Origin of the sequence: Micromonospora sp. AKA38 (genome assembly GCF_027925725.1) — a bacterium.
In the GTDB taxonomy this organism is placed as follows: domain Bacteria; phylum Actinomycetota; class Actinomycetes; order Mycobacteriales; family Micromonosporaceae; genus Micromonospora.
In genome coordinates, this window is record NZ_BNEI01000002.1 from 605,530 (window position 1) to 625,629 (window position 20,100).

The window sequence follows — 20,100 nt, forward strand, 5'->3', positions numbered from 1 at the left end:
CCTGCGTAGGCTCACGTGCCATGGCTGCAGGCTACGTCCGCCCCGCGCGTCCCGAGGACGTCGCCGAGATCGCACGCATCCAGCTCGCGACCTGGCGGGTCGCGTACCGCCGGATCCTGCCCCGGCACGTGCTCGACAACCTGGACGAGGCGTACCTCGCCCGGCGGTGGGACGCGGCGGTGCAGGAGCCGCCCTCGGGCGCGCACCGGGTGCTGGTCGCCGTCGAACAGGCCGCGCAATCGTATCTGGTGGGGTTCGCCGCCTCCGGTCCGGCCGACGCCGAGGCGCTCGCCCCGGGCGAACCGGCCGACGCGTTCGACTCGGGCGTGGCCGCGGTGACCGACCTGCTGGTCGAGCCGCGGTGGGGGCGGCGCGGGCACGGCAGCCGGCTGCTCGCCGCCGCCGTCGAGCACTGGCGCGCGGACGGGCTCACCCGCGCGGTGGCGTGGGCGTTCGACGCGGACGCGGCGACCCGCGCGTTCCTCGGCTCGACCGGCTGGGAGCCGGACGGCGCGACCCGGGCGCTGGACGTGGACGACATGCTGGTGCCCCAGCTCCGGCTGCACGTGGCCGTCCCGGAGGAAGCGGCGCCGGCGCAGCGATGAGTTTCCGGCCGGCCGCCGGTCTGCCCTCGACGGGTGGCGCCGGCGGTCCCGGCACGGGGCGGGACCGCCGGCGCCACCGGTCAGCCCTTGTCCGCGCCCTCGTTGGCGCCGCGCACGAAGTAACGCTGGAAGATCACGAAGAGCACCGCCACCGGGATGGTGGCCAGCAGCGCCGCGCCGAGCTTCAGCGGATACTGGTTGCCCTTGCCGAGCGAGCCGCCGACCAGGTCGGCCAGGCCACGGGGCAGCGTGAACAGGCCCGGGTCCTGCACCGAGACGAGGCTGTGCGGGAACTCGTTCCAGGAGCCCTGGAACGACAGGATGGTCAGCGTGATCAGCGCCGGTCGGGCCATCGGCAGCACCACCGACCAGAACGTGCGGAAGACACCGGCGCCGTCGATCCGGGCCGCCTCCTCCACGCTGACCGGGATCGACTCGAAGAACTGCTTCATGATGAACACGCCGGCCGCGTCGGCGAGCAGCGGCACGATCAGGCCGGCGTAACTGTCGTACAGGCCGATCTGCTTGAGCACCAGGAACTTCGGGATCAGCAGCACCACGCCCGGCACCGCCATCACCGCGATGACGGCGGCGAACAGCCCGGCCCGGCCCCGGAAGCGCAGCCGGGCCAACGCGTAGCCGGCGAGCGAGTCGAAGAACACCCGGCCGAGCGTGACCAGCACGGTGACCAGCAGCGAGTTGCCGAGCCAGAGCGGGAAGTTGGTGCCGGAGAAGATCCGTTCGAAGCCGGCCAGCGTGAGCGGGTCCGGGATCGGCGACAGCGGGTTGGCCGCCGCGTCCGGCTCGGTCTTGAACGAGTTGCCGAGCTGGATCACGAACGGGTAGAGGAAGACCAGTCCGAAGAAGATCAGGACGGCGTATCCGAGGAAGCGGTTGGCCCGGGCGCGCGGCTCGCGGTCGCGACGGCGCGCGACCGGCGCCGGCCGGTCGGTCAGCACGGCCATGTCAGGACCCCTCCGGTACGCGTCGCCGCCACCACCGGCCGCGCCGGTTGCCGTCCCGGTCGGCCATCAGCCGGCGCTGGAACAGGGTGAGCAGGATGATGATCAGGAACAGCACGAACGAGATGGCCGCGCCGGAGCCGTAGTCGAAGTCGCGGAACGCGGTCCGGTACGACAGGTACGCCGGGGTGAGCGTGGTCTTGGCCGGGTCACCCTGGCTCATCACGTACACCTGGTCGAAGACCTGCCAGGAGCCGATCAGTCCCAGCGTGACCACGAGGAACGTGGTGGGCTTGAGCAGCGGCAGCGTGACGTACCGGAAGCGCTGCCAGCGGGACGCCCCGTCGAGCATGCCGGCCTCGTCCAGCGCCACCGGGACGTTCTGCAACGCGGCCAGGTACATCAGCATGAACGTGCCCGAGGTGGTCCAGATGACCAGGCAGATGATCGACATCATGGCCACGCTGGGCCCGGAGAGCCACTCCCACCAGCTCAGCCCGAACGGGCCGCCGGAGGTGAGCGCGGCCGGCGGGGTGTCCAGCCCGAACGCGCCGAGGACCAGGTGCAGGACGCCGCGCCCGTCGGCGAACCACTCCGGCCCGTCGACGCCGAGCAGGCCGAGCAGCCGGTTGACCGCGCCGGAGTTGGCGAACAGGAACAGGAAGACCACGCTGACCGCGACCGAGCTGGTCACGGACGGGAAGTAGAACGCGCTGCGGAAGAAGCCCTTCCCCTTCAGCAGCCGGTTGTTGACCACCAGGGCGAGACCGAGCGCGAGCGCGGTCTGCACCGGCACCACGATCGCCACGTAGTAGATGTTGTTGCGGATGGCGGTCATGAAGTCGCGGCGGGCGAGCCCGTCGTCGGTGAACAGCCGGCTGTAGTTGTCGCCGCCGACGAACGGCACGTCGCCGGTGAACGGGCTGCCCTGGCCGTTCCAGTCGGTGAGGCTCACCCAGAGCGCCATCAGGATCGGCAGCAGCAGGAAGAGCCCGAGGATCACGATCACCGGCGCGACGAAGAGCCAGCCGGCCAGGTTCTCGTTACTGCGGATGCCGCCCGTACGGCGACGCGGCGGGCCGGCCGACGCGGTGCCCGGCGCGGCGAGCGTGTCCGTTGCCATTCCCTCCTCCTTCGCTCGGGGAAGGTGGAAGGAGGGGCCCCTTGTTAACACCCGTCTGTTAACAGGGGGCCCCTCCTTGCACCTCAGCCGCCGAGCGCCGCCTTGGCGTTCTTGTCGAAGTTGGCCAGGATCGTCTTCGGGTCACCGGTGGTCAGGCCCTGGAGGCCGGCCTCCAGGTCCCGCAGCACGCTGTCCATCTTCGGCGCGTTCACCGGGCCCTGGGCGTACTCGACGCCGTCGATGAACGGCTTGTCCGCCGGGAACGCGCCGGTGTACTGGTCGCGGACCGACTGGCGGGACGGCATCACGCCGAACGCCTTCGCGAAGCCGATCTGCTGCTCGCCGGCGGTCATCGCCTCGACGAACTTGATCGCCTGCTCCTTGTACTTCGACTTGGCCGCGATGCCCCAGCACTGGGTGAAGGAGAGCGTGCCCTGACCCTTCGGGCCGGCCGGCAGCGGCACCACCTTGTACTTCACGTTCGGGAAGTCGTTCTGCAGGGCGCCCTTGATCCAGTTGCCCTCGATGGTCATCACGGCCTTGCCCTTGCCGAACGCCTCGCCGGACCAGCCGGAGTCGAGCTGCTTCGGGAACTTCGCGTAGCCGTTGGTGAGCAGCGACTTGACGTACTGGAGGGCCTGGAGGTTCTCCGGGGTGTCCGCGGTCGGCTGCTTGCCGTCCTTGCTCATCAGCCAGCCGCCGTTCTGCACCATGAACGCGCCGATGCGGTCCCGGGTGTCGCCGAGCGCGAGCGCGACCTGCCCCTTGGCCTTGATCTTCTGGCTGACGGCGGTGAGCTGGTCCCAGGTGGTCGGCACGTCGGCGTCGGTCAGGCCGGCCTTGGCCCACAGGTCGGTGTTGATCTGGAGCGCCAGGGTGGAGAAGTCCTTCGGCGCGCAGTAGAGCTTGCCGTCGTAGGTGAACGCGGTGCGCAGGCTCTCGTAGAAGTCGTCGGAGTTGGCGACCTTGTCCCCGTACGGCTCCAGCGCGCCGACGCTGGCGAAGTCGGCGAAGCGGGCCGCGTCGACGTAGAAGACGTCCGGCGGGGTGCCGCCGGCCAGCGCCTGGCCGAGCTGCTGGGTGAGGTCCTGCGCCGGGGTGACGGTGGCGGAGTTGCCGGAGGAGCCGGCCCACGCGGCGGCGGCGTCCTTCACGGCCTTGGTCTCGGCGTCCCCGGAGGAGCCGATCAGGATCTGCAGGCTGGCCGGGCCGCTGGACTGCTTGGTGTCGGTGGCCGAGTCGTCGAAGCCGCTGCCGCAGGCGGCGGAGCCGAGCAGGGCGACGGCGGCGACGCCGGCCACCGCGGCCCGGGTGAGCATCCGTGGTGTCATCTGTTTCTCCTGGTGGGGGATGGGATCACGCCGAGTGCCGGAGCACCAGCGAGGGGTCGAGCAGCAGTTGGGGGTCGCGTTGTTGCCCGTCGAGCAGCCCGGTGAGCAGCTCGACACAGCGGGCGGCGGCCTCGCCGAGCGGCTGGCTGACGCTGCTCAGCCCGACCGCGGCGGCCACCGGGGTGTCGTCGAAGCCGACGACCGCCACGTCGGTCCCGGCGTCGCGGGCGGCCTGCCACGCGCCGAGGGCCAGCGAGTCGCTGGCGCAGACCAGCGCCGTCGGCGGCGCGTCGAGGGCGAGCAGCGCGCGGGCCTCGCGCTCCCCCTCGGCGATGCCGTCCTCGGTGGCGCGGTCCGGTGCGGCGCCGTCGAGGCCGACCTCCGCCATCGTGGTACGCCAGCCGGCGCGCCTGTCGTCACCGACGCCGGAGCCGGCGGGCCAGCCGAGGAACGCGATCCGACGGTGGCCGGCGGCGAGCAGGTGCCGGGTGGCCTGGGCGGTGCCGGCAGCGCCGTCCACGTCGACCCAGGGGTGCGCCTCCGGCGTGTCCCAGGGCCGGCCGAACGTCACGAACGGCACCTTCCGCTCGGCCAGCCACGCGGTACGCGGGTCGCGGTGCTTGGTGCCGGTGAGCACGAACGCGTCCAGGTCGTACGCGCCGAGCAGGTCGTCGTAGGTGGCGATCTCGTCGTCGTCGTGGCGGGCGGTGTAGAGCATGACCCGGTAGCCGGTGGCGTCGGCGGTCTCGGTGAGGCCGTGCAGGAAGCGGTCGAGCACGGAGCCGTTGATGCCGTCCCGGGTGGGCTCGATGCGGACGGCGATGAGCCGGGACCGCCCGGTCCGCATCTGGCGGGCGGCCTGGTTGGCCCGGTAGCCGAGCACGGCGATGGCCTCCCGCACCCGGCGGCGGGTGTCCTCGCGGACGATGTGCGGGGCGTTGAGCACGTTGGAGACGGTCTGCCGGCTGACCTGGGCATGCCGGGCCACGGTCGCGATGGTTACCTTTTCTCCCACGAAATCCCTCTCGCCGCCTTGAACGATCCAATGCCGATGCGGCAGGATTAGATCGTTCAAAGTTTCTGGAATGTTTCGCACTCTGCACCCGGCCGCAGCCAGTTGTCAAGACATCCGCGCCACCGATCAGCACCAGGAGTTCCCCCGTGACCGAACGCCGCCTCCAACCACTGCTGCACGACCTGGTCGGGGTGGTGCACGCCCCCACGAGCGCGCTCGGCGACGCGGCCGGTCAGCTCCGGCCGCACGGCGTCCAGGGCGTCTTCCACGCCGACGCCCGGGTGCTCTCCCGCGCCGAGCTGCGCCTCGACGACCGGGCGCCGGAGCCGATCGCGAACGGCGCCGCCGGCCCGCACGGCGCCCGCTTCGTCGCCCTGGCCCGCTGGCTCGGTGACCCCACCCCCGACCCGACCGTCCGGGTCGAACGCACCCGACGGGCCAGCCCGGCCGGTCTCACCGAGGAGATCGTGGTGTCGTCCACCGCCGCCGAGCCGGTCCGCACCACCGTCACCGTGGACCTGGCCTGCGATCTAGCCCCGATCGAGCAGGTCAAGACCGGCCACGCCGGTCAGCCGCTGGAGGCCGGGGCCGGCGAGCCGGGCCGGGTGCAGTGGGCCGCCGACGGCCTCACCGTGACCGTGACCGGCGCGGGCGCCACCGTGGACGCCACCGGCGAGCGCGCCGTCGCACCGCGCCTGAGCTGGGCGGTCGCCGTCGACCCGGGCGACTCGGTCACGCTGCGCTGGCGGCTCGCCGTCACCGACCCGCGGGCCGTGGTGACCGCCGCGCCGCCCGGCCCGGGCTGGGCCGAGCCCCGGGTCGCCGCCGACGACCGCCGACTGCTCCGGCTGCTCGACCGGTCCCTGGCCGACCTGCACGCGCTGCGCCTGGCCGAGCCGGCCCACCCGGAGGACGTCTTCCTCGGCGCCGGCGTGCCCTGGTTCCTCACCCTGTTCGGCCGGGACAGCCTCTGGGCCGCCCGGATGATGCTGCCGCTCGGCACCGAGCTGGCCGCCGGCACGCTGCGGGTGCTGGCCCGTCGGCAGGGCACCCGGGTCGACCCGGCCACCGGCGAGCAGCCCGGCAAGATCCTGCACGAGCTGCGCCGGCACGAGTTCGCCCCGAACGAGGGGCTGCGGCTGCCGCCCGCGTACTACGGCACCGTCGACGCGACCATGCTCTGGGTCAGCCTGCTGCACGACGCCTGGCGCTGGGGCCTGCCCGCCGACCAGATCGAGCCGCTGCTGCCGCACCTGGAGGCGGCGCTGCACTGGCTCGGCGAGCACGCCGACGCCGACGGCGACGGCTTCGTCGAGTACGTCGACACCACCGGCCACGGCCTGGCCAACCAGGGCTGGAAGGACTCCGGCGACGCGGTGCGCTTCCGCGACGGCCGGCTGGCCGCGCCGCCGATCGTGCTGGCCGAGGTGCAGGGGTACGCGTACCGGGCGGCCACCGACGGGGCGGACCTGCTGGACGCGTTCGGTCGTCCGGACGCCGACCGCTGGCGCGGCTACGCCGACCGGCTCGCCACGAGGTTCCGCACGGCGTTCTGGGTGGACGGCCGCCACGGCCCGCAACCCGCGCTGGCACTGGACCGGGACAAGCGCCCGGTCGACGCGCTGACCAGCAACATCGGCCACCTGCTCGGCACCGGGCTGCTGTCGGACGCCGAATCGGCCCAGGTGGCGGCGCTGCTCTCCACCGAGGCGATGGCCGGCGGCTTCGGGCTGCGCACCATGTCCACCGACGACGCCGGGTTCAGCCCGCTGTCGTACCACTGCGGTTCGATCTGGGCGCACGACACCGCGATCGTGCTCGCGGGGCTGGCCCGCGACGGGCACCGGGACGCGGCGCTACGCCTCGCCGACGGCCTGCTCGCCGCCGCCGAGGCGTTCGACTACCGCCTGCCCGAGCTGTACGGCGGCGACGACCGGGCGGCGCTCGGCCGGCCCGTGCCCTACCCGGCGGCGTGCCGCCCGCAGGCCTGGTCGGCGGCGTCGGCCGTGCTGCTGCTCCAGGCCGGTCTCGGCGTCTACCCCGACGTGCCGAACGGCCGGGTCGACCTGCGCCCGCTGGCCGGCCCGGAACTGGGCGCGCTCAGCGCGACCAACCTGCGCATCGCCGGCACCCCGGTGACGGCCACGGTCACCCACACCGGCCACCCCACCCTGACGGACCTGCCTCCCACCCTGCACCCCGCCCACATCCCCACCCCCCGCCAACCCGCCACCCCCACCGCCCCCAGGCGTTGATCATGAAGTTGGCGGCCTTGTCGATCTCCACAAGCGCCGCCAACTTCATGGTCACCGAAGCCGGTCCGGGTGCTCGACGGCGGTGATCAAGGAGTTCGGGTCGGGTCGGGGCGGTGGGGTCGGGCGGGGTGGAGTTCGGCTACCAGTTCGTCGTCCTCCATCGCGCCCGTCGGGCGGAAGCCGAGTGCGGTGTAGAGACCGGCGGCCGCGGTGTTGTCCGGGTGGTAGCTCAGTCGGATCGGCCGGCCCGCCTCGGCCAGCCAGTCGGCCAGCGTGCGTACCGTGGCGCGGCCCAACCCCCGGCCCTGCTCGGCGGCGTCGATGACCATGCCGCCGATCCAGCGGGAGCCGTCGTCGTCCACGCCCCACATCACGTGCCCCACCACGGTGTCGTCGGCGTACACGGCGAGCGAGTTCCAGACCTCCGAGTGCGTGGAGAGCAGCAGGTAGCGGGCGGCCAGCGCGGCGACGAAGGCGCGCTGGTCGTCGCGCGGGGCCACGTCGGCCACCGGCCGCCAGTTGTCGTCGTCCACCGGCCGCAGGGTCACCCGGCGGCCGAGACGGTCACGCTCTCCAGAGTCGATCATGGCGGTCAGCCTAGGCTCGGCTCCGCCCACCGACCATCGATTTCGCCGAGGTCACCGCGACCCGGTCGGGTCCGCCGGCACCGACCGCCCCGGGAGGCGACAGGAGGGGCCCCCTGTTATGCGTATTGCGTTAACCGGGGGCCCTTCCTTCACGTCAGTCGGCGGCGGCGAGGGCGACGCGGTCGAGGTACGGGCGCGGGTCGCCGGCGCCGAGGTCGGTGACCCCGGCGCTGCGCAGGGCGCCGATCGCCAGGGTCCGACGCACGGCGGCGAAGGTGATCACGTGGCCGATGGTGCCGCCCAACGTGTGCGTGGACGGGGGCGTGCAGGTGGTGTCGACGAACGTGTCCGCCAGGGTGCCGTCGGCAAGCGTCCGGGCCACGAAGGCCCGCCAGTCGCGGCCGGCGACCGCGTGCCGGGCGGCCAGGCCGGTCATCGACCGGTCGCTCTCGTCGGGCCACTCCCCGCCGCGCAGCGCCGAGAGCCAGTGCTCCTCCTGGGTGACCATGGCGTTGACCAGCGAGCGGAGCGTCGGCTGCTCGTCGATGGTCTCCACGGACACGGTGACGGGCCGGTCGAGGACCCGGTCGTCGAGACCGGCGGCGCGGTCGATGATCGCGGTGAGCGTCTGGACGTGGTGGTCGACCAGATGTTGGAGAACGTTCATCGGGGTCTCCTGACGTGCGGCCGGCAGCCGCAGGCCACCGGGCGGTTGGAAGTGGACGCCGCTGGGGCAGGGCAACTCCAGCTCGCGGAAGGTCAGCGGCCGACGCCGCCGGACCGCGGTCGGGGCGAAGCCGTACGACCGACGGAAGGCACGGGTGAACGCCTCGTGCGAGCCGTACCCGGCCTCGACCGCGATGTCGAGGACCGTCCGGTCGCTGGTGACGAGCCGATGGGCCGCCCGTTCCAGGAGCAGGCGTCGACGCAGCACGCCCGGCGGTTCGCCGGTGGCCGCGGCGACCAGCCGGTCGAAGTGGAACCGGGACAGGTGGGCCCGCGCGGCCAGGTCGACCGGGGCGACCTCCGGATCGTCGAGCGCCGCCTGGAGCACGTCGAGGAGGCCGGTGAGTCCGTCCGTCGAGGTCATGTGCCCAGCCTGCACCCGCCGACGACCGCGCCGCTTGATCGCCGTTGCGCAGCCGCACACCGCACGGCGCAGGTGGCCGCACCGGCACACCGCCGGCCGGCGGCAGCCGACGGGCCGGCCGGCGCGGCGGGAATCAGTCGAGCAGGGCGTCCAGGCCGACGGTCAGGCCCGGCCGGCGACCCACCTCGCGGACCGCCAGCAGCACACCGGGCATGAACGAGGCCCGGTCGTACGAGTCGTGCCGGATGGTCAGCGTCTCACCGGTGGTGCCGAACAGCACCTCCTGGTGGGCGACCAGGCCGGTGGCGCGCACCGCGTGCACGCGTACCCCGTCGATGTCGGCGCCCCGGGCGCCGGCCACCTCGTCGCGGGTGGCGTCCGGCGCGGGACCGAGACCGGCCTCGGCGCGGGCCGCCGCGATCAGCCGCGCGGTGTGGGTGGCGGTGCCGCTCGGTGCGTCCAGCTTGCGCGGGTGGTGCTGCTCGACGATCTCGACCGACTCGAAGTGCCGGGCGGCGCGCGCCGCGAACTGCATCATCAGCACCGCGCCGATGCCGAAGTTGGGCGCGATCACCACGCCCACCGACGGCCGGTCGGCCAGCCAGTCCCGCACCTGGGCCAGCCGCTGCTCGGTGAAGCCGGTGGTGCCGACCACCGCGTGGACGCCCCGCTCGACGCACCAGCGCAGGTTGTCCATGACGGCGTCGGGGGTGGTGAAGTCGACGACCACGCCGGCCCCGGCGTCGGCCACCGCGGCCAGGTCGTCGCCCTGGTCGACGGCGGCCACCAGTTCCAGGTCGGTGGCGGCGTCGACCGCCTTGCAGACCTCCAGGCCCATCCGGCCCCGGGCACCCAGCACACCGACCCGCGCCGCCTCGGCCGGGCCCTTCTCCCGCACGTCAGTCACGGGGCACAACCTATCCCAATCGGGACGCGCCCCACCCGCCGGACCGGTCAGCGGTCGACCGGGAACGCGCCGGAGTCGAACGGGCCGACCACGGCCAGCGACATCGGCCGGCCGAGCAGCTCGGCGGCGAGGTCGTTCACGTCCGCCAGCGTCACCGCGTCCACCCGGGCCAGCAGCTCGTCCACCGGCATCAGGTTGCCGTAGAGCAGCTCGCCCTTGGCCAGCCGGCTCATCCGGGAGCCGGTGTCCTCCAGCCCGAGCACGAACGAGCCCTTGCTCATTCCCTTGCCGCGGACCAGCTCGGCCTCGGTGACCCCCTCGGCGGCCACCCGGGCCAGCTCGGCCCGGGTCAGGGCCAGCACCTCGTCCACCTTGCCGGGCGCGCAGCCGGCGTAGACGGCGAACACGCCGCTGTCGGCGTACTGGCTGGCGTAGGAGTAGACCGAGTACGCGAGGCCGCGCTGCTCCCGGATCTCCTGGAACAGCCGGCTGGACATGCCGCCGCCGAGCACGTTGTTGAGCACGCCCAGCGCGAAGCGCCGCTCGTCGGTGCGGTCGATGGCGGGGCAGCCGAGCAGCACGTGCGCCTGCTCGGTCTCCTTCGGCTCGACAAGTGTGGTGGCCGGCTTCACGCGTACCGCCGGGGTGGTCGCGCGGTGCGGCGCCGGCGCGGCCGGGTCGGTGTCCAGCGGGGTGCCCCGCAGCGCCTGCCGGACCAGCTTGACCACGGCGGCGTGGTCGAGGTTGCCGGCGGCGGCGATGACGATCTGCGGCGCGGTGTACCGGCTGCGGTAGAAGTTCTGGATCTGCCGCCGGGTCATCGGCGTGACCGTCTCCTCGGTGCCGGAGATGAGCCGGCCGAGCGGGTGGTCGCCGTAGACGGCGCGGGCGAACAGGTCGTGCACCTCGTCGCCGGGCTCGTCGTCGTGCATGGCGATCTCTTCGAGGATGACGCCGCGTTCGGTCTCCACGTCGGCGGCGGCCAGCACCGAGTCGGCGACCGCGTCGCACATCACGTCGATGGCCAGCGGCAGGTCCTCGTCCAGCACCCGCGCGTAGTAGCAGGTGTATTCCTTCGTGGTGAACGCGTTGGTCTCGCCGCCCACCGCCTCGATCTCGGACGAGATCTCCAACGCGCTGCGCTTCTTGGTGCCCTTGAAGAGCAGGTGTTCCAGGAAGTGCGCGGCGCCGGCCTGCGACCCGGTCTCGTCCCGGGAGCCCACCGCCACCCAGATGCCGAACGAGACGCTGCGCATCGCCGGGATCGCCTCGGTGAGCACCCGCAGGCCGCTGGGGAGCACGGTGCGCCGGACGGTGCCGCCGAGCGGGTCGTCGCTGAGGGTGCGGGTGACCGCCCGTGCCGCCGGGGTGGACGAACTCACGACAAACCTGCTCTCCGTGCCACGAGGGGTGGGGTGGGACGAACGACGGCTCCAGCCCGCCGTGCGACCTGGAGCCGTGGGCCGGCCCGGGCGACGCGGACGTCACCCGGGCCGGTCGGTCGATCAGCTGTGCCGGGTGCGGCGACGCGGGCGGTCGCCGCCCTCACCGCCACCCTCCGAGCGACGCTCGCCACCGCGGTCGCCGCCCCGGTCGCCACCGCGGTCGCCGCGGTCGCGCGGGCCACGGTCGCCGCCGCGGTCCCGGCCGGCCGGACGCTCGCCACCGGCGGCCTCGCCGGCGGCCGGCGCCTCGGCGCCCTCCGGACGGATCTTGTCCAGGTAGATCTTGCCGCGGGCGTCGATGTCGGCGATCTCGACCTCGACCTTGTCGCCGACGTTGAGGAAGTCCTCCACCTTGTCGACGCGCTTGCCGTCGCCCACCTTGGAGATGTGCAGCAGGCCGTCGCGGCCCGGCAGGAGCGAGATGAACGCGCCGAACGCGGCCGTCTTCACCACGGTGCCGAGGAACCGCTCCCCCACCTTCGGCAGGGTCGGGTTGGCGATGCCGTTGATCCGGTCCACCGCGGCCTGGGCCGACGGGCCGTTGGTCGCGCCGACGTAGATCGTGCCGTCGTCCTCGATGGAGATCTCGGCGCCGGTCTCGTCCTGGATCGCGTTGATGGTCTGGCCCTTCGGGCCGATCACCATGCCGATCTTGTCGACCGGGATCTTGACGGTGGTGACCCGCGGCGCGTAGTCGGACATCTCGGCCGGCGTCTCGATGGCCCGCTGCATCACGTCGAGGATGGTCTGCCGGGCCTCGTGCGCCTGCTGGAGCGCGGCGGCCAGCACGTCCGACGGGATGCCGTCGAGCTTGGTGTCGAGCTGGAGCGCGGTGACGAAGTCACGCGTGCCGGCGACCTTGAAGTCCATGTCGCCGAACGCGTCCTCGGCGCCGAGGATGTCGGTCAGCGTCACGTACTGGGTCTTGCCGTCGACCTCGTCGGAGATGAGGCCCATGGCGATGCCGGCGACCGGGGCCTTCAGCGGCACACCGGCCGAGAGCAGGCCCAGCGTCGAGGCGCAGACCGAACCCATCGAGGTGGAGCCGTTGGAGCCGAGCGCCTCGGAGACCTGCCGGATGGCGTACGGGAACTCCTCGCGCGACGGCAGCACCGGAATCAGCGCCCGCTCGGCCAGCGCGCCGTGGCCGATCTCGCGCCGCTTCGGCGAGCCGACCCGGCCGGTCTCCCCGGTGGAGTACGGCGGGAAGTTGTAGTTGTGCATGTAGCGCTTGCGGTTCTCCGGGGACAGCGTGTCCACCATCTGCTCCATGCGGAGCATGTTCAGCGTGGTGACGCCCAGGATCTGGGTCTCGCCGCGCTCGAACAGCGCCGAGCCGTGCACCCGCGGCAGCACGCCGACCTCGGCGCTCAGCGGCCGGATGTCGCGCGGACCGCGGCCGTCGATGCGGACCTGCTCGCGCAGCACCCGGTTGCGGACCTCGGACTTGGTCAGCGAGCGGAACGCGGCGGACAGCTCCTTCTCGCGGCCCTCGAAGCGGCCGGACAGCTCCTCGGCGACCTTGGCCTTGATGCGGTCCAGGGCCTCCTCGCGGTCGGCCTTACCGGCGATCTTGAGCGCCTCGGTGACGTCGGCGCGGGCCACGTCGGCCACCGCGTCGTACGCATCGTCCTGGTAGTCCAGGAACACCGGGAACTCGCTGACCGGCTTGGCGGCCACCTCGGCCAGCTCGCTCTGCGCCCGGCACAGCTCGCGGATGGCCGGCTTCGCGGCCTCCAGGCCGCTGGCCACGATCTCCTCGGTCGGCGCGGTGGCGCCGTCCGAGATCAGGGCCACCGCGTTCGGGGTGGCCTCGGCCTCGACCATCATGATCGCGACCTCGCCGTCGGCCAGGGTGCGACCGGCCACGACCATGTCGAAGGTGGCCCGGGCCAGCTCCTCCAGGGTCGGGAAGGCGACCCACTGGCCGTCCACGTGCGCGACCCGGGTCGCCCCGATCGGGCCGGAGAACGGCAGGCCGGAGAGCTTGGTCGACATCGAGGCGGCGTTGATGGCCACCACGTCGTACGGGTGCTGCGGGTCGAGCGCCAGCACGGTCTCGACGACCTGGACCTCGTTGCGCAGGCCCTTGACGAACGACGGGCGCAGCGGCCGGTCGATCAGCCGGCAGGTGAGGATGGCGTCCTCGCTGGGCCGGCCCTCGCGGCGGAAGAACGAGCCGGGGATCCGGCCCGCGGCGTACATCCGCTCCTCGACGTCGACGGTCAGCGGGAAGAAGTCGAACGACTCACGCGGCTGCTTGCCGGCGGTGGTGGCGGAGAGGACGACCGTCTCGCCGAGCTGGGCGACGACGGAGCCGGCGGCCTGCCGGGCCAGCCGGCCGGTGGAGAAGGTGATCTCACGGGTGCCGAAGGACCCGTTGTCGATCACGGCGGTGCGGGATTCGGTGCCGAGGTTGGTCTCGGTCATGTGCTGTGGTGCTCCTTCGCGTCGTCGGCCGACGACACGGGAACTGCTCAGGCGGCCGGTCTTCGATCGAAGCGCCCGGGTGGGCCGGCATGATGCCGGGATTCCCGGGGGCCACTACCGGAGACCGGTGCTGACCGGCTCCCTCTCGGGTCGTCGCGCGGCCGGGTTTCTTTCTGGTGGTACCGGAACGGGGGAGCGGCCGAGTGGCCACTCCCCCGTCAGGTCATCGGCGCAGGCCGAGCCGCTCGATGAGCGACCGGTAGCGGTTGATGTCCTTCTTCTGGACGTAGTTGAGCAGCCGACGGCGCCGGCCGACCAGCAGCAGCAGCCCACGGCGGCTGTGGTGGTCGTGCTTGTGCACCTTCAGGTGCTCGGTCAGCTCCGCGATCCGCTTGGTCAGGACCGCGACCTGCACCTCCGGCGAACCGGTGTCGCCCTCGGCGGTCGCGTACTCCTGGCGGATCTTGGCCTTGGCTTCCTGGTCGAGCGCCATGTTCTCCCTGTTTCGTGGGTGGTTCGATGAGGTCTGTCGGAGCGGTCGTGGCGACCGGTGCGACGGACCGGATTCCTCGCGCCCGCGGCGTCGTGCAGGCACGCGAGGCTCCCGTCGGTCAGCCGACGTCTCCGTCAGCCTACCAGCCCCGGACCGGCCCGGCCGGTCAAGGGCTCCCCCCGCGGGTCAGGACACCGCCCGTCGGGTGCGCTCCACGTCCTCGGCGATCTGCGCGACAAGTGGCTCGATCGCGTCGTACGTCCGTTGCTCGCGCAGGTGCGCCACGAAGTCCAGCGCCAGCCGCTCGCCGTACAGGTCACCGGAGAAGTCCAGGGCGTACGCCTCCACCCGGCGCTCCCGGCCGGAGAACGTCGGGTTCGTGCCGATCGACACCGCCGCCACGAGCGGGTCGCCGCCGCGACGCACCAGCCGGGCCGCGTACACCCCGTCGGCGGGCACCGCCGCGTACCGGTGGGTCAGCAGGTTGGCGGTGGGGTAACCCAGCTCACGTCCGCGCTGGTCGCCGCGGACCACCACGCCCTCGACCCGGTGCGGGCGGCCCAGCGCCGCCGCCGCCGCGCGCACGTCACCGGCGTCGACGCAGGAGCGGATGTACGTGGACGAGAAGACGGTGCCCGCCTCGGCGACCAGCGGGGCGCCCTCCACGCCGAAGCCGAACGTGCGGCCCAGCCGCTCCAGCAGCGCCACGTCACCGGCCGCCCGGTGCCCGAACCGGAAGTTGTCGCCGACCACGACCAGCGCGGCGTGCAGGTGCTCGGTGAGGATGTCGTGCACGAACGCCTCGGCCGGCAGCCGGGAGAACTCGGCGGTGAACGGCACCACGCAGAGCACGTCCACGCCGAGCGCCTCGATCAACTCCGCCTTGCGGGCCGGCTCGGTGAGCACCGCCGGGTGCGACCCGGGGCGGACCACCTCGGCCGGGTGCGGGTCGAACGTCACCACCACCGACTTGACACCCAGTTCCCGGGCGCGCGCCACGGCGTGCCCGATGGTGGCCTGGTGCCCCTGGTGCACCCCGTCGAAGACGCCGATGGTGACCACCGAACGCCCCCAGCCGCCGGGCGCCGCCTCGTACCCCCGCCACCGCTGCATGCCGTTCCTCCCCTGTCCGCCCGCGCGCCGTCAGGCCGGGGCCAGCACGATCTCCGCGCGGGCCCGCCCGTCCCGTTCGCTGACGATAGCGATCAGCCCGCCCGCCGGATCGAAGACCGCGTACGGACCGGCGATCCCGGCCGGGGCCAGCGGCCCGCCGTGGGACAGCGTGCGGGCCTCCTCGGCGGTGGCGTCCCGGCGCGGGAAGAACCGCGCGGCGGCGGCGTCCAGCGGCAGGTTCACCACCTCCGGCGCGCGCTGTTCGAGCTGCGCCAGGGTGGCCGCCTCGGCCAGCGCGAAGCCGCCGACCGCGGTACGACGCAGCGCGGTGAGGTGGCCGCCGACCCCGAGCGCCAGGCCCGCGTCCCGGGCGACGGCCCGGATGTACGTCCCGGACGAGCAGGTCACGTCCACGTCCACGTCCACCACGTCAGGGGTGTCCCGGCGGATGGCCAGCACGTCGAGGCGGGAGACGGTGACCCGGCGGGCGGGCAGGTCCACGCTCTCCCCGTCGCGGACCCGCTTGTACGCCCGCTCTCCGTTGATCTTGATGGCGCTCACCGCGCTCGGCACCTGGTCGATCTCGCCGGTCAGCGCCGCCAGCGCGGCCCGGACCGCGTCGTCGGTCACCCCCGCCGTGGCGGTGGTGGCGATCACGTCCCCCTCGGCGTCGTCGGTGACCGTGGCCTGGCCGAGCCGGATCGTCGCGGCGTAGCTCTTGCCCGCGCCGATCACGTAGGTGAGCAGCCGGGTCGCCCGCCCCACCCCGATCACGAGCACACCGGTGGCCATCGGGTCCAGCGTGCCGCCGTGCCCGACCCGGCGGGTCCGGGCCAGCCGCCGGATGCGGGCCACCACGTCGTGCGACGTCATGCCGCCGGGCTTGTCGACCACGATCAGACCGTCTGCGCTCACGACCGCCAAGCCTGCCAGACGGCGGCGACCGACCCCGCGGGGGATACCGCCGGGGTCGACGAGGTGTCAAGATCATGCGCCCTCGTCCGCCGCCACCGGAAGTCCGATGACCGATCACCGCGCCACCCCCGAGCCCGACCCCGCCGACCCGCTGTCCGCGGATGCCCTGGGGCGGGTTCCCGAGTGGCTCCGCCAGGCCGCTCCGGACGCCGAGCCCACCCGCCTCGAACGCTGGCGCATCGGCCTGGCCCGGCACTCGGGCAAGCTGCTCGGCGGCGCGGTCGCGGTGCTGCTGCTGGCCTGCGCCGGGGTGGTCACCACGGTCGGCTACCAGGGCTACCGACGCTGGCAGGCGACACCGGTGGCCCATCCGACGGTCAGCCCGCCCAGCGGCGAGCAGGCCGTCACCTCGGCGTCGCCGCCACCGGCCACCGGGCCGTTCGACGGCACCCCGGCCGCCGGCTTCCCGCAGGGCGCGGCCGGGATCGCGCTGCCCCGGGCCAAGCGGACCGGCGCGTTCACCGAGAAGCAGGTGGCCGACACGCTGGCCAAGGTACGCAAGGCGCTGGTGACCGCCCGGCTGGACCGCGCGTTCTTCACCGCGAAGGATCCGGAGCGGTTGGTCCGCCAGTTCGCGCCGGACGCCCGGCCCGACCTGCGCCGCGACGTCCCCTCCGGCGAGGTGGGCAGCTACGCCACCCGGCTGGCCCCCGGCGCCCGGCTCACCGCCGACCAGCCCCGGGTCAAGGGCCGGATCAGCTACCGGGTCACCAAGGATCCGCACGGCATCCGGATCCTGGCGGTCACCACGAACTTCGTCTGGGCGTACGCGTTCCGCACCGCGAGCGCCGAGCCGGGCGACGGTGTCGTGGTGGTGCACGACACCGTGGTGTGGAGCGTGCCCCACCCGGACGACGTGCGCCGCGGCTCGCTCGGGCTCTGGATCGAGAAGTCCGACTCGTACGCCTCCAACATCGACTGCGCGGCCTGGGACAAGGGCCTGCTCGCGCTCGGCAAGCCCTCGTTCGGCGGTCCCGTCGACCCGGATCCGGACGCGGTCTTCGACCCGGACAAGACCCTCGACCTCCCGGACACCTGCTGACCCCGCGCCACCGACCCGCACCTTCCCGCACGAACGACAGGAATCCGCGATGAGCACCGATCCGCCGACCGGGCCGCACCGCGCCCGGGTGGACCTGCCCGACTGGATGCGCGCCCCGGAGCCGCCCCGACGTACGCTCGGCCGCCGCGTCTCCGAACTGGTCGACGGCGTTCCGGCGCTGGCGGCGGCGCGGCGCCGCCTCTGGGCCCGGCGGGACCGGACCCGGTTCAGTGAGCGGCGCCCGGTGCTCTCCGCGATCGTGTCCTTCGTGGTGGTGGCCGTGACGGCCACGTTGCTGGTCGCGGGTGCGTCCTACCTGCTGTGGCGGATCAGGCACCACCAGGTCTGACCATCGGGGCACCACGACCGGCACCTCCCGATGCGATCATCATCTGCCCCCTACCCCACACCCACTGGGACCCCCGTTGAACGAACGCGAGACCACGCCGGCCGAGCCGGACCCGTATGCCGTCGCCACCCGTGGCGACGGTGTCCGGTTGCCGAGTTGGATGACCGGCGAGGACGCGGCCACCCCACTGACCCGCGGCGAGCGGTTCCGGATGGTGTGGCACCGGCATAGCGGCAAGCGCTACGTCACCCTTGTGGTAGTGCTGGCACTGGCGCTGATCGGCGGCACCGCCGTCCTCGGCACGATCACCGTCGACCGGGTGCGTACCGGCACCACCGTCGCGTCGGCCTCCCCCAGCCCGTCTCCGCTTCCACTCAGCCAGGTCGGCGAACCGCGCGACCTTTTCGCGGGCACCCTCGGCGCGGATTTCGCGGTCGGCGAGGCCGGGATCACCCTGCCCCGGGCCACGGCGCAGTTTCCGTTCACCGCCCGCGAGGTGGCCGTGGCGCTGTCCCAGGTCCGGGCCGCGTTGGTACAGACCCGGCTGGACACCAGCATGATCGTCGGCGACCCGGAGCCGTTTCTCGCGTTGTTGGCGCCGGCCGCCCGCTCCGAGCGACGTGCCGACTTCGACGACGCCTCGTTCCTGAACTACGCCACCCGCATCGGCTCCCAGGACAGCGCGGACGAGATCCGGGTGCGGGGCGAGACACGCTACCGGGCCGTCACCGGCGCGAACGGCCTGCCGATCCTGAGGATCACCACCGAATACGTCTGGATGTACGCCTTCGACGTGCCCCGGACGACACCGGGCCGGGCCGGAATCGCCACCATCCGCGACCGGGTGGTCTGGGAGGTCCCCCGGTCGAAGGATGTGCCCGCCGCCAAGCGCGGTCTCTGGCTCGTCTCCGCGCGAGCGACCGCCAGCAACGCCGACTGCGCCCGCCTGGGGGAAGGGTTCTTCGTCGTCGAGCCGTGGATGGGCGGCCCCGGTTCACATCAGTCCTGCTGACCGGCGTCAGCGGACCGCGCCGACCACCGCCCAGGCGCCGGAACGCAGCCGCAGCAGCAGCGCGATCAGCCGGAGCACCACGAACAGCGTCAGCCCGGCCCAGATCCCGCCCAGCCCGAGGTCGAGGCCGTAGGCCAGCCAGATCGCCGGCAGGAACCCGCCCAGCGCGGCAACGATGGTGAGGTTGCGCAGGTAGCGCACGTCGCCGGCACCGATCAGCACCCCGTCGAGCGCGAACACCACGCCACCGATCGGCTGGAGCGCGACCAGCCACGGCCAGGCCACCATGGCCTGCTCGCGTACCTGCGGATCGGAGCTGAACAACGACGGCACGCCGCCGGCGCCGGCGGCGATGAGCACCGCGAACGCGACGCCGCACACGCCGCCGAGCAGGGCGACGCGGCGGGCGAGGAACCGCGCGCCGGCCGCGTCGCCGGCGCCGAGCGCGGCGCCGATCAGGGCCTGCGCGGCGATCGCGAGGGCGTCCAGCACCAGCGCGGTGAAGAACCACAGTTGTACGGCGATCTGGTGCGCGCCGACCGCCGCGGCGCCGAAGCGGGCCGCGACCGCGGTCGCCGACAGGAAACTCGCCTGGAAGGCGACGCCCCGGACCAGCAGATCGCGGCTGAGCACCAACTGCTGCCCGATGGTGCGGGGCCGGGGCCGCAGGGAGACCCGCTCGCGCACCAGCGCCGCCGCGAAGAGCGCGCCGGAGAGCGTCTGCGCCACCGCGTTCGCCACCGCGGAGCCGACCAGGCCGAGGCCGGCAGGGTAGACCAGCAGCGGGCAGAGCAGCGCGGAGAGCAGGTTGGGGGCGAGCACGAACAGCAGCGGCCGGCGGGTGTCCTGGATGCCGCGCAGCCAGCCGTTGCCGGCGGCGGCGAGCAGCAGGCCGGGCGCGCCGAGCGCCGCGACCCGCAGCCAGCCGGCGGCGGCGTCGGCCACCTCGCCGGGACCGCCCACGAGGGTACGCGCCAGCGCGCCCCCGCCGATGCCGATGGCGACCGCCACCAGCACGCCGGCGGTCAGCGCGAGCCAGGACGCCTGGACGCCCTCGGCCACCGCAGCGGTCCGGTCCCCCGCACCGAACCGGCGGGCCGACCGCCCCGTGGTGCCGTACGCGACGACGGTGCCGATCCAGGCGGTCAGCGTCATGACCGTGCCGCCGACGGCGAGGGCGGCGAGCGGCACCCGCCCGAGATGGCCGACCACGGCGGTGTCGACGAGCACGTAGAGCGGCTCGGCGGCCAGCACCACCAGCGCGGGCAGGGCGAGCGCGGCGATCCGCCGGGGCGTGGCGGCGGTGGCGGGGGCGGCGGTCGTGCTCATCGCCGCCGATCCTGGCACGCGCTCGGTAAGGCACGCA

General features: G+C 73.4%; 18 protein-coding genes. 5 read left to right on the forward strand and 13 right to left on the reverse strand.

The genetic code is table 11. From position 1 onward, the window contains the following. Nucleotides 1-20: 20 nt before the first annotated feature. Nucleotides 21-605, forward strand: coding sequence for a GNAT family N-acetyltransferase (locus TPA0908_RS06285; protein ID WP_281935518.1), 585 nt, complete (start codon nucleotides 21-23; stop codon nucleotides 603-605). Between the two features lie 80 nt (nucleotides 606-685). Here TPA0908_RS06285 and TPA0908_RS06290 read toward each other — a convergent pair whose 3' ends face one another. The 4 genes from TPA0908_RS06290 to TPA0908_RS06305 form a co-directional block, all read right to left on the reverse strand. Beyond that, complete coding sequence (locus TPA0908_RS06290; protein WP_107156039.1) at nucleotides 686-1,570, reverse strand: carbohydrate ABC transporter permease; 885 nt, start codon at nucleotides 1,568-1,570, stop codon at nucleotides 686-688. Nucleotide 1,571: 1 nt separating this feature from the next. After that, complete coding sequence (locus TPA0908_RS06295; protein ID WP_281935521.1) at nucleotides 1,572-2,690, reverse strand: carbohydrate ABC transporter permease; 1,119 nt, start codon at nucleotides 2,688-2,690, stop codon at nucleotides 1,572-1,574. A gap of 83 nt (nucleotides 2,691-2,773) precedes the next feature. Continuing rightward, nucleotides 2,774-4,021 (reverse strand): sugar ABC transporter substrate-binding protein, encoded by a 1,248-nt coding sequence (locus tag TPA0908_RS06300; RefSeq protein WP_107156037.1) that lies wholly within the window; start codon nucleotides 4,019-4,021, stop codon nucleotides 2,774-2,776. A gap of 25 nt (nucleotides 4,022-4,046) precedes the next feature. Continuing rightward, complete coding sequence (locus TPA0908_RS06305) at nucleotides 4,047-5,036, reverse strand: LacI family DNA-binding transcriptional regulator (RefSeq protein ID WP_281935524.1); 990 nt, start codon at nucleotides 5,034-5,036, stop codon at nucleotides 4,047-4,049. A 146-nt stretch (nucleotides 5,037-5,182) separates the two neighbouring features. Here TPA0908_RS06305 and TPA0908_RS06310 point away from each other — a divergent pair, with 146 nt between their 5' ends. Then, nucleotides 5,183-7,291 (forward strand): amylo-alpha-1,6-glucosidase, encoded by a 2,109-nt coding sequence (locus tag TPA0908_RS06310; protein ID WP_281935526.1) that lies wholly within the window; start codon nucleotides 5,183-5,185, stop codon nucleotides 7,289-7,291. 86 nt (nucleotides 7,292-7,377) lie between these two features. Here TPA0908_RS06310 and TPA0908_RS06315 read toward each other — a convergent pair whose 3' ends face one another. The 8 genes from TPA0908_RS06315 to truB form a co-directional block, all read right to left on the reverse strand. Continuing rightward, nucleotides 7,378-7,878: a GNAT family N-acetyltransferase gene (locus TPA0908_RS06315; protein ID WP_281935527.1), complete on the reverse strand. Its 501-nt coding sequence runs from the start codon at nucleotides 7,876-7,878 to the stop codon at nucleotides 7,378-7,380. 154 nt (nucleotides 7,879-8,032) lie between these two features. Next, nucleotides 8,033-8,968: a helix-turn-helix domain-containing protein gene (locus tag TPA0908_RS06320; RefSeq protein ID WP_281935529.1), complete on the reverse strand. Its 936-nt coding sequence runs from the start codon at nucleotides 8,966-8,968 to the stop codon at nucleotides 8,033-8,035. Nucleotides 8,969-9,101: 133 nt separating this feature from the next. After that, nucleotides 9,102-9,875, reverse strand: coding sequence for a 4-hydroxy-tetrahydrodipicolinate reductase (gene dapB, locus TPA0908_RS06325; protein WP_281935531.1), 774 nt, complete (start codon nucleotides 9,873-9,875; stop codon nucleotides 9,102-9,104). Nucleotides 9,876-9,922: 47 nt separating this feature from the next. Next, a complete protein-coding gene (locus TPA0908_RS06330; protein ID WP_281935533.1) occupies nucleotides 9,923-11,257 on the reverse strand; it encodes a M16 family metallopeptidase in 1,335 nt (444 codons plus the stop codon). Nucleotides 11,258-11,380: 123 nt separating this feature from the next. After that, on the reverse strand, nucleotides 11,381-13,750 hold the full coding sequence (locus TPA0908_RS06335) for a polyribonucleotide nucleotidyltransferase (protein WP_281935535.1): 2,370 nt from the start codon (nucleotides 13,748-13,750) through the stop codon (nucleotides 11,381-11,383). A gap of 223 nt (nucleotides 13,751-13,973) precedes the next feature. Then, the gene (gene rpsO, locus TPA0908_RS06340; RefSeq protein WP_013284678.1) at nucleotides 13,974-14,243 is read right to left on the reverse strand and encodes a 30S ribosomal protein S15; all 270 of its coding nucleotides are present in this window, start codon (nucleotides 14,241-14,243) and stop codon (nucleotides 13,974-13,976) included. Between the two features lie 186 nt (nucleotides 14,244-14,429). Further along, nucleotides 14,430-15,356, reverse strand: coding sequence for a bifunctional riboflavin kinase/FAD synthetase (locus TPA0908_RS06345; RefSeq protein ID WP_281935538.1), 927 nt, complete (start codon nucleotides 15,354-15,356; stop codon nucleotides 14,430-14,432). 30 nt (nucleotides 15,357-15,386) lie between these two features. After that, entirely contained in the window at nucleotides 15,387-16,271 is an 885-nt protein-coding gene (gene truB, locus TPA0908_RS06350; protein WP_281935540.1) for a tRNA pseudouridine(55) synthase TruB, read from the reverse strand. Nucleotides 16,272-16,377: 106 nt separating this feature from the next. Between truB and TPA0908_RS06355 the strand changes: the two genes are divergently transcribed. From TPA0908_RS06355 to TPA0908_RS06365, 3 genes are all read left to right on the forward strand, one after another. Then, on the forward strand, nucleotides 16,378-17,373 hold the full coding sequence (locus TPA0908_RS06355) for a hypothetical protein (RefSeq protein ID WP_281935542.1): 996 nt from the start codon (nucleotides 16,378-16,380) through the stop codon (nucleotides 17,371-17,373). A gap of 49 nt (nucleotides 17,374-17,422) precedes the next feature. Continuing rightward, a complete protein-coding gene (locus TPA0908_RS06360) occupies nucleotides 17,423-17,722 on the forward strand; it encodes a hypothetical protein (protein WP_281935544.1) in 300 nt (99 codons plus the stop codon). A 76-nt stretch (nucleotides 17,723-17,798) separates the two neighbouring features. Further along, nucleotides 17,799-18,734, forward strand: coding sequence for a hypothetical protein (locus tag TPA0908_RS06365; protein WP_281935546.1), 936 nt, complete (start codon nucleotides 17,799-17,801; stop codon nucleotides 18,732-18,734). Between the two features lie 6 nt (nucleotides 18,735-18,740). Here TPA0908_RS06365 and TPA0908_RS06370 read toward each other — a convergent pair whose 3' ends face one another. Beyond that, entirely contained in the window at nucleotides 18,741-20,063 is a 1,323-nt protein-coding gene (locus TPA0908_RS06370) for an MATE family efflux transporter (protein WP_281935547.1), read from the reverse strand. Nucleotides 20,064-20,100: the final 37 nt, after the last annotated feature.

Coding starts and splice junctions, on each gene's coding strand:
- TPA0908_RS06295 (WP_281935521.1), bottom strand. CDS start 2,690: ATGGCAACGGACACGCTCGCCGCGCCGGGCACCGCGTCGGCCGGCCCG.
- TPA0908_RS06300 (WP_107156037.1), bottom strand. CDS start 4,021: ATGACACCACGGATGCTCACCCGGGCCGCGGTGGCCGGCGTCGCCGCC.
- rpsO (WP_013284678.1), bottom strand. CDS start 14,243: ATGGCGCTCGACCAGGAAGCCAAGGCCAAGATCCGCCAGGAGTACGCG.
- TPA0908_RS06355 (WP_281935542.1), top strand. CDS start 16,378: ATGACCGATCACCGCGCCACCCCCGAGCCCGACCCCGCCGACCCGCTG.
- TPA0908_RS06320 (WP_281935529.1), bottom strand. CDS start 8,968: ATGACCTCGACGGACGGACTCACCGGCCTCCTCGACGTGCTCCAGGCG.
- TPA0908_RS06360 (WP_281935544.1), top strand. CDS start 17,423: ATGAGCACCGATCCGCCGACCGGGCCGCACCGCGCCCGGGTGGACCTG.
- TPA0908_RS06285 (WP_281935518.1), top strand. CDS start 21: ATGGCTGCAGGCTACGTCCGCCCCGCGCGTCCCGAGGACGTCGCCGAG.
- TPA0908_RS06335 (WP_281935535.1), bottom strand. CDS start 13,750: ATGACCGAGACCAACCTCGGCACCGAATCCCGCACCGCCGTGATCGAC.
- TPA0908_RS06370 (WP_281935547.1), bottom strand. CDS start 20,063: ATGAGCACGACCGCCGCCCCCGCCACCGCCGCCACGCCCCGGCGGATC.
- TPA0908_RS06345 (WP_281935538.1), bottom strand. CDS start 15,356: ATGCAGCGGTGGCGGGGGTACGAGGCGGCGCCCGGCGGCTGGGGGCGT.
- TPA0908_RS06290 (WP_107156039.1), bottom strand. CDS start 1,570: ATGGCCGTGCTGACCGACCGGCCGGCGCCGGTCGCGCGCCGTCGCGAC.
- TPA0908_RS06315 (WP_281935527.1), bottom strand. CDS start 7,878: ATGATCGACTCTGGAGAGCGTGACCGTCTCGGCCGCCGGGTGACCCTG.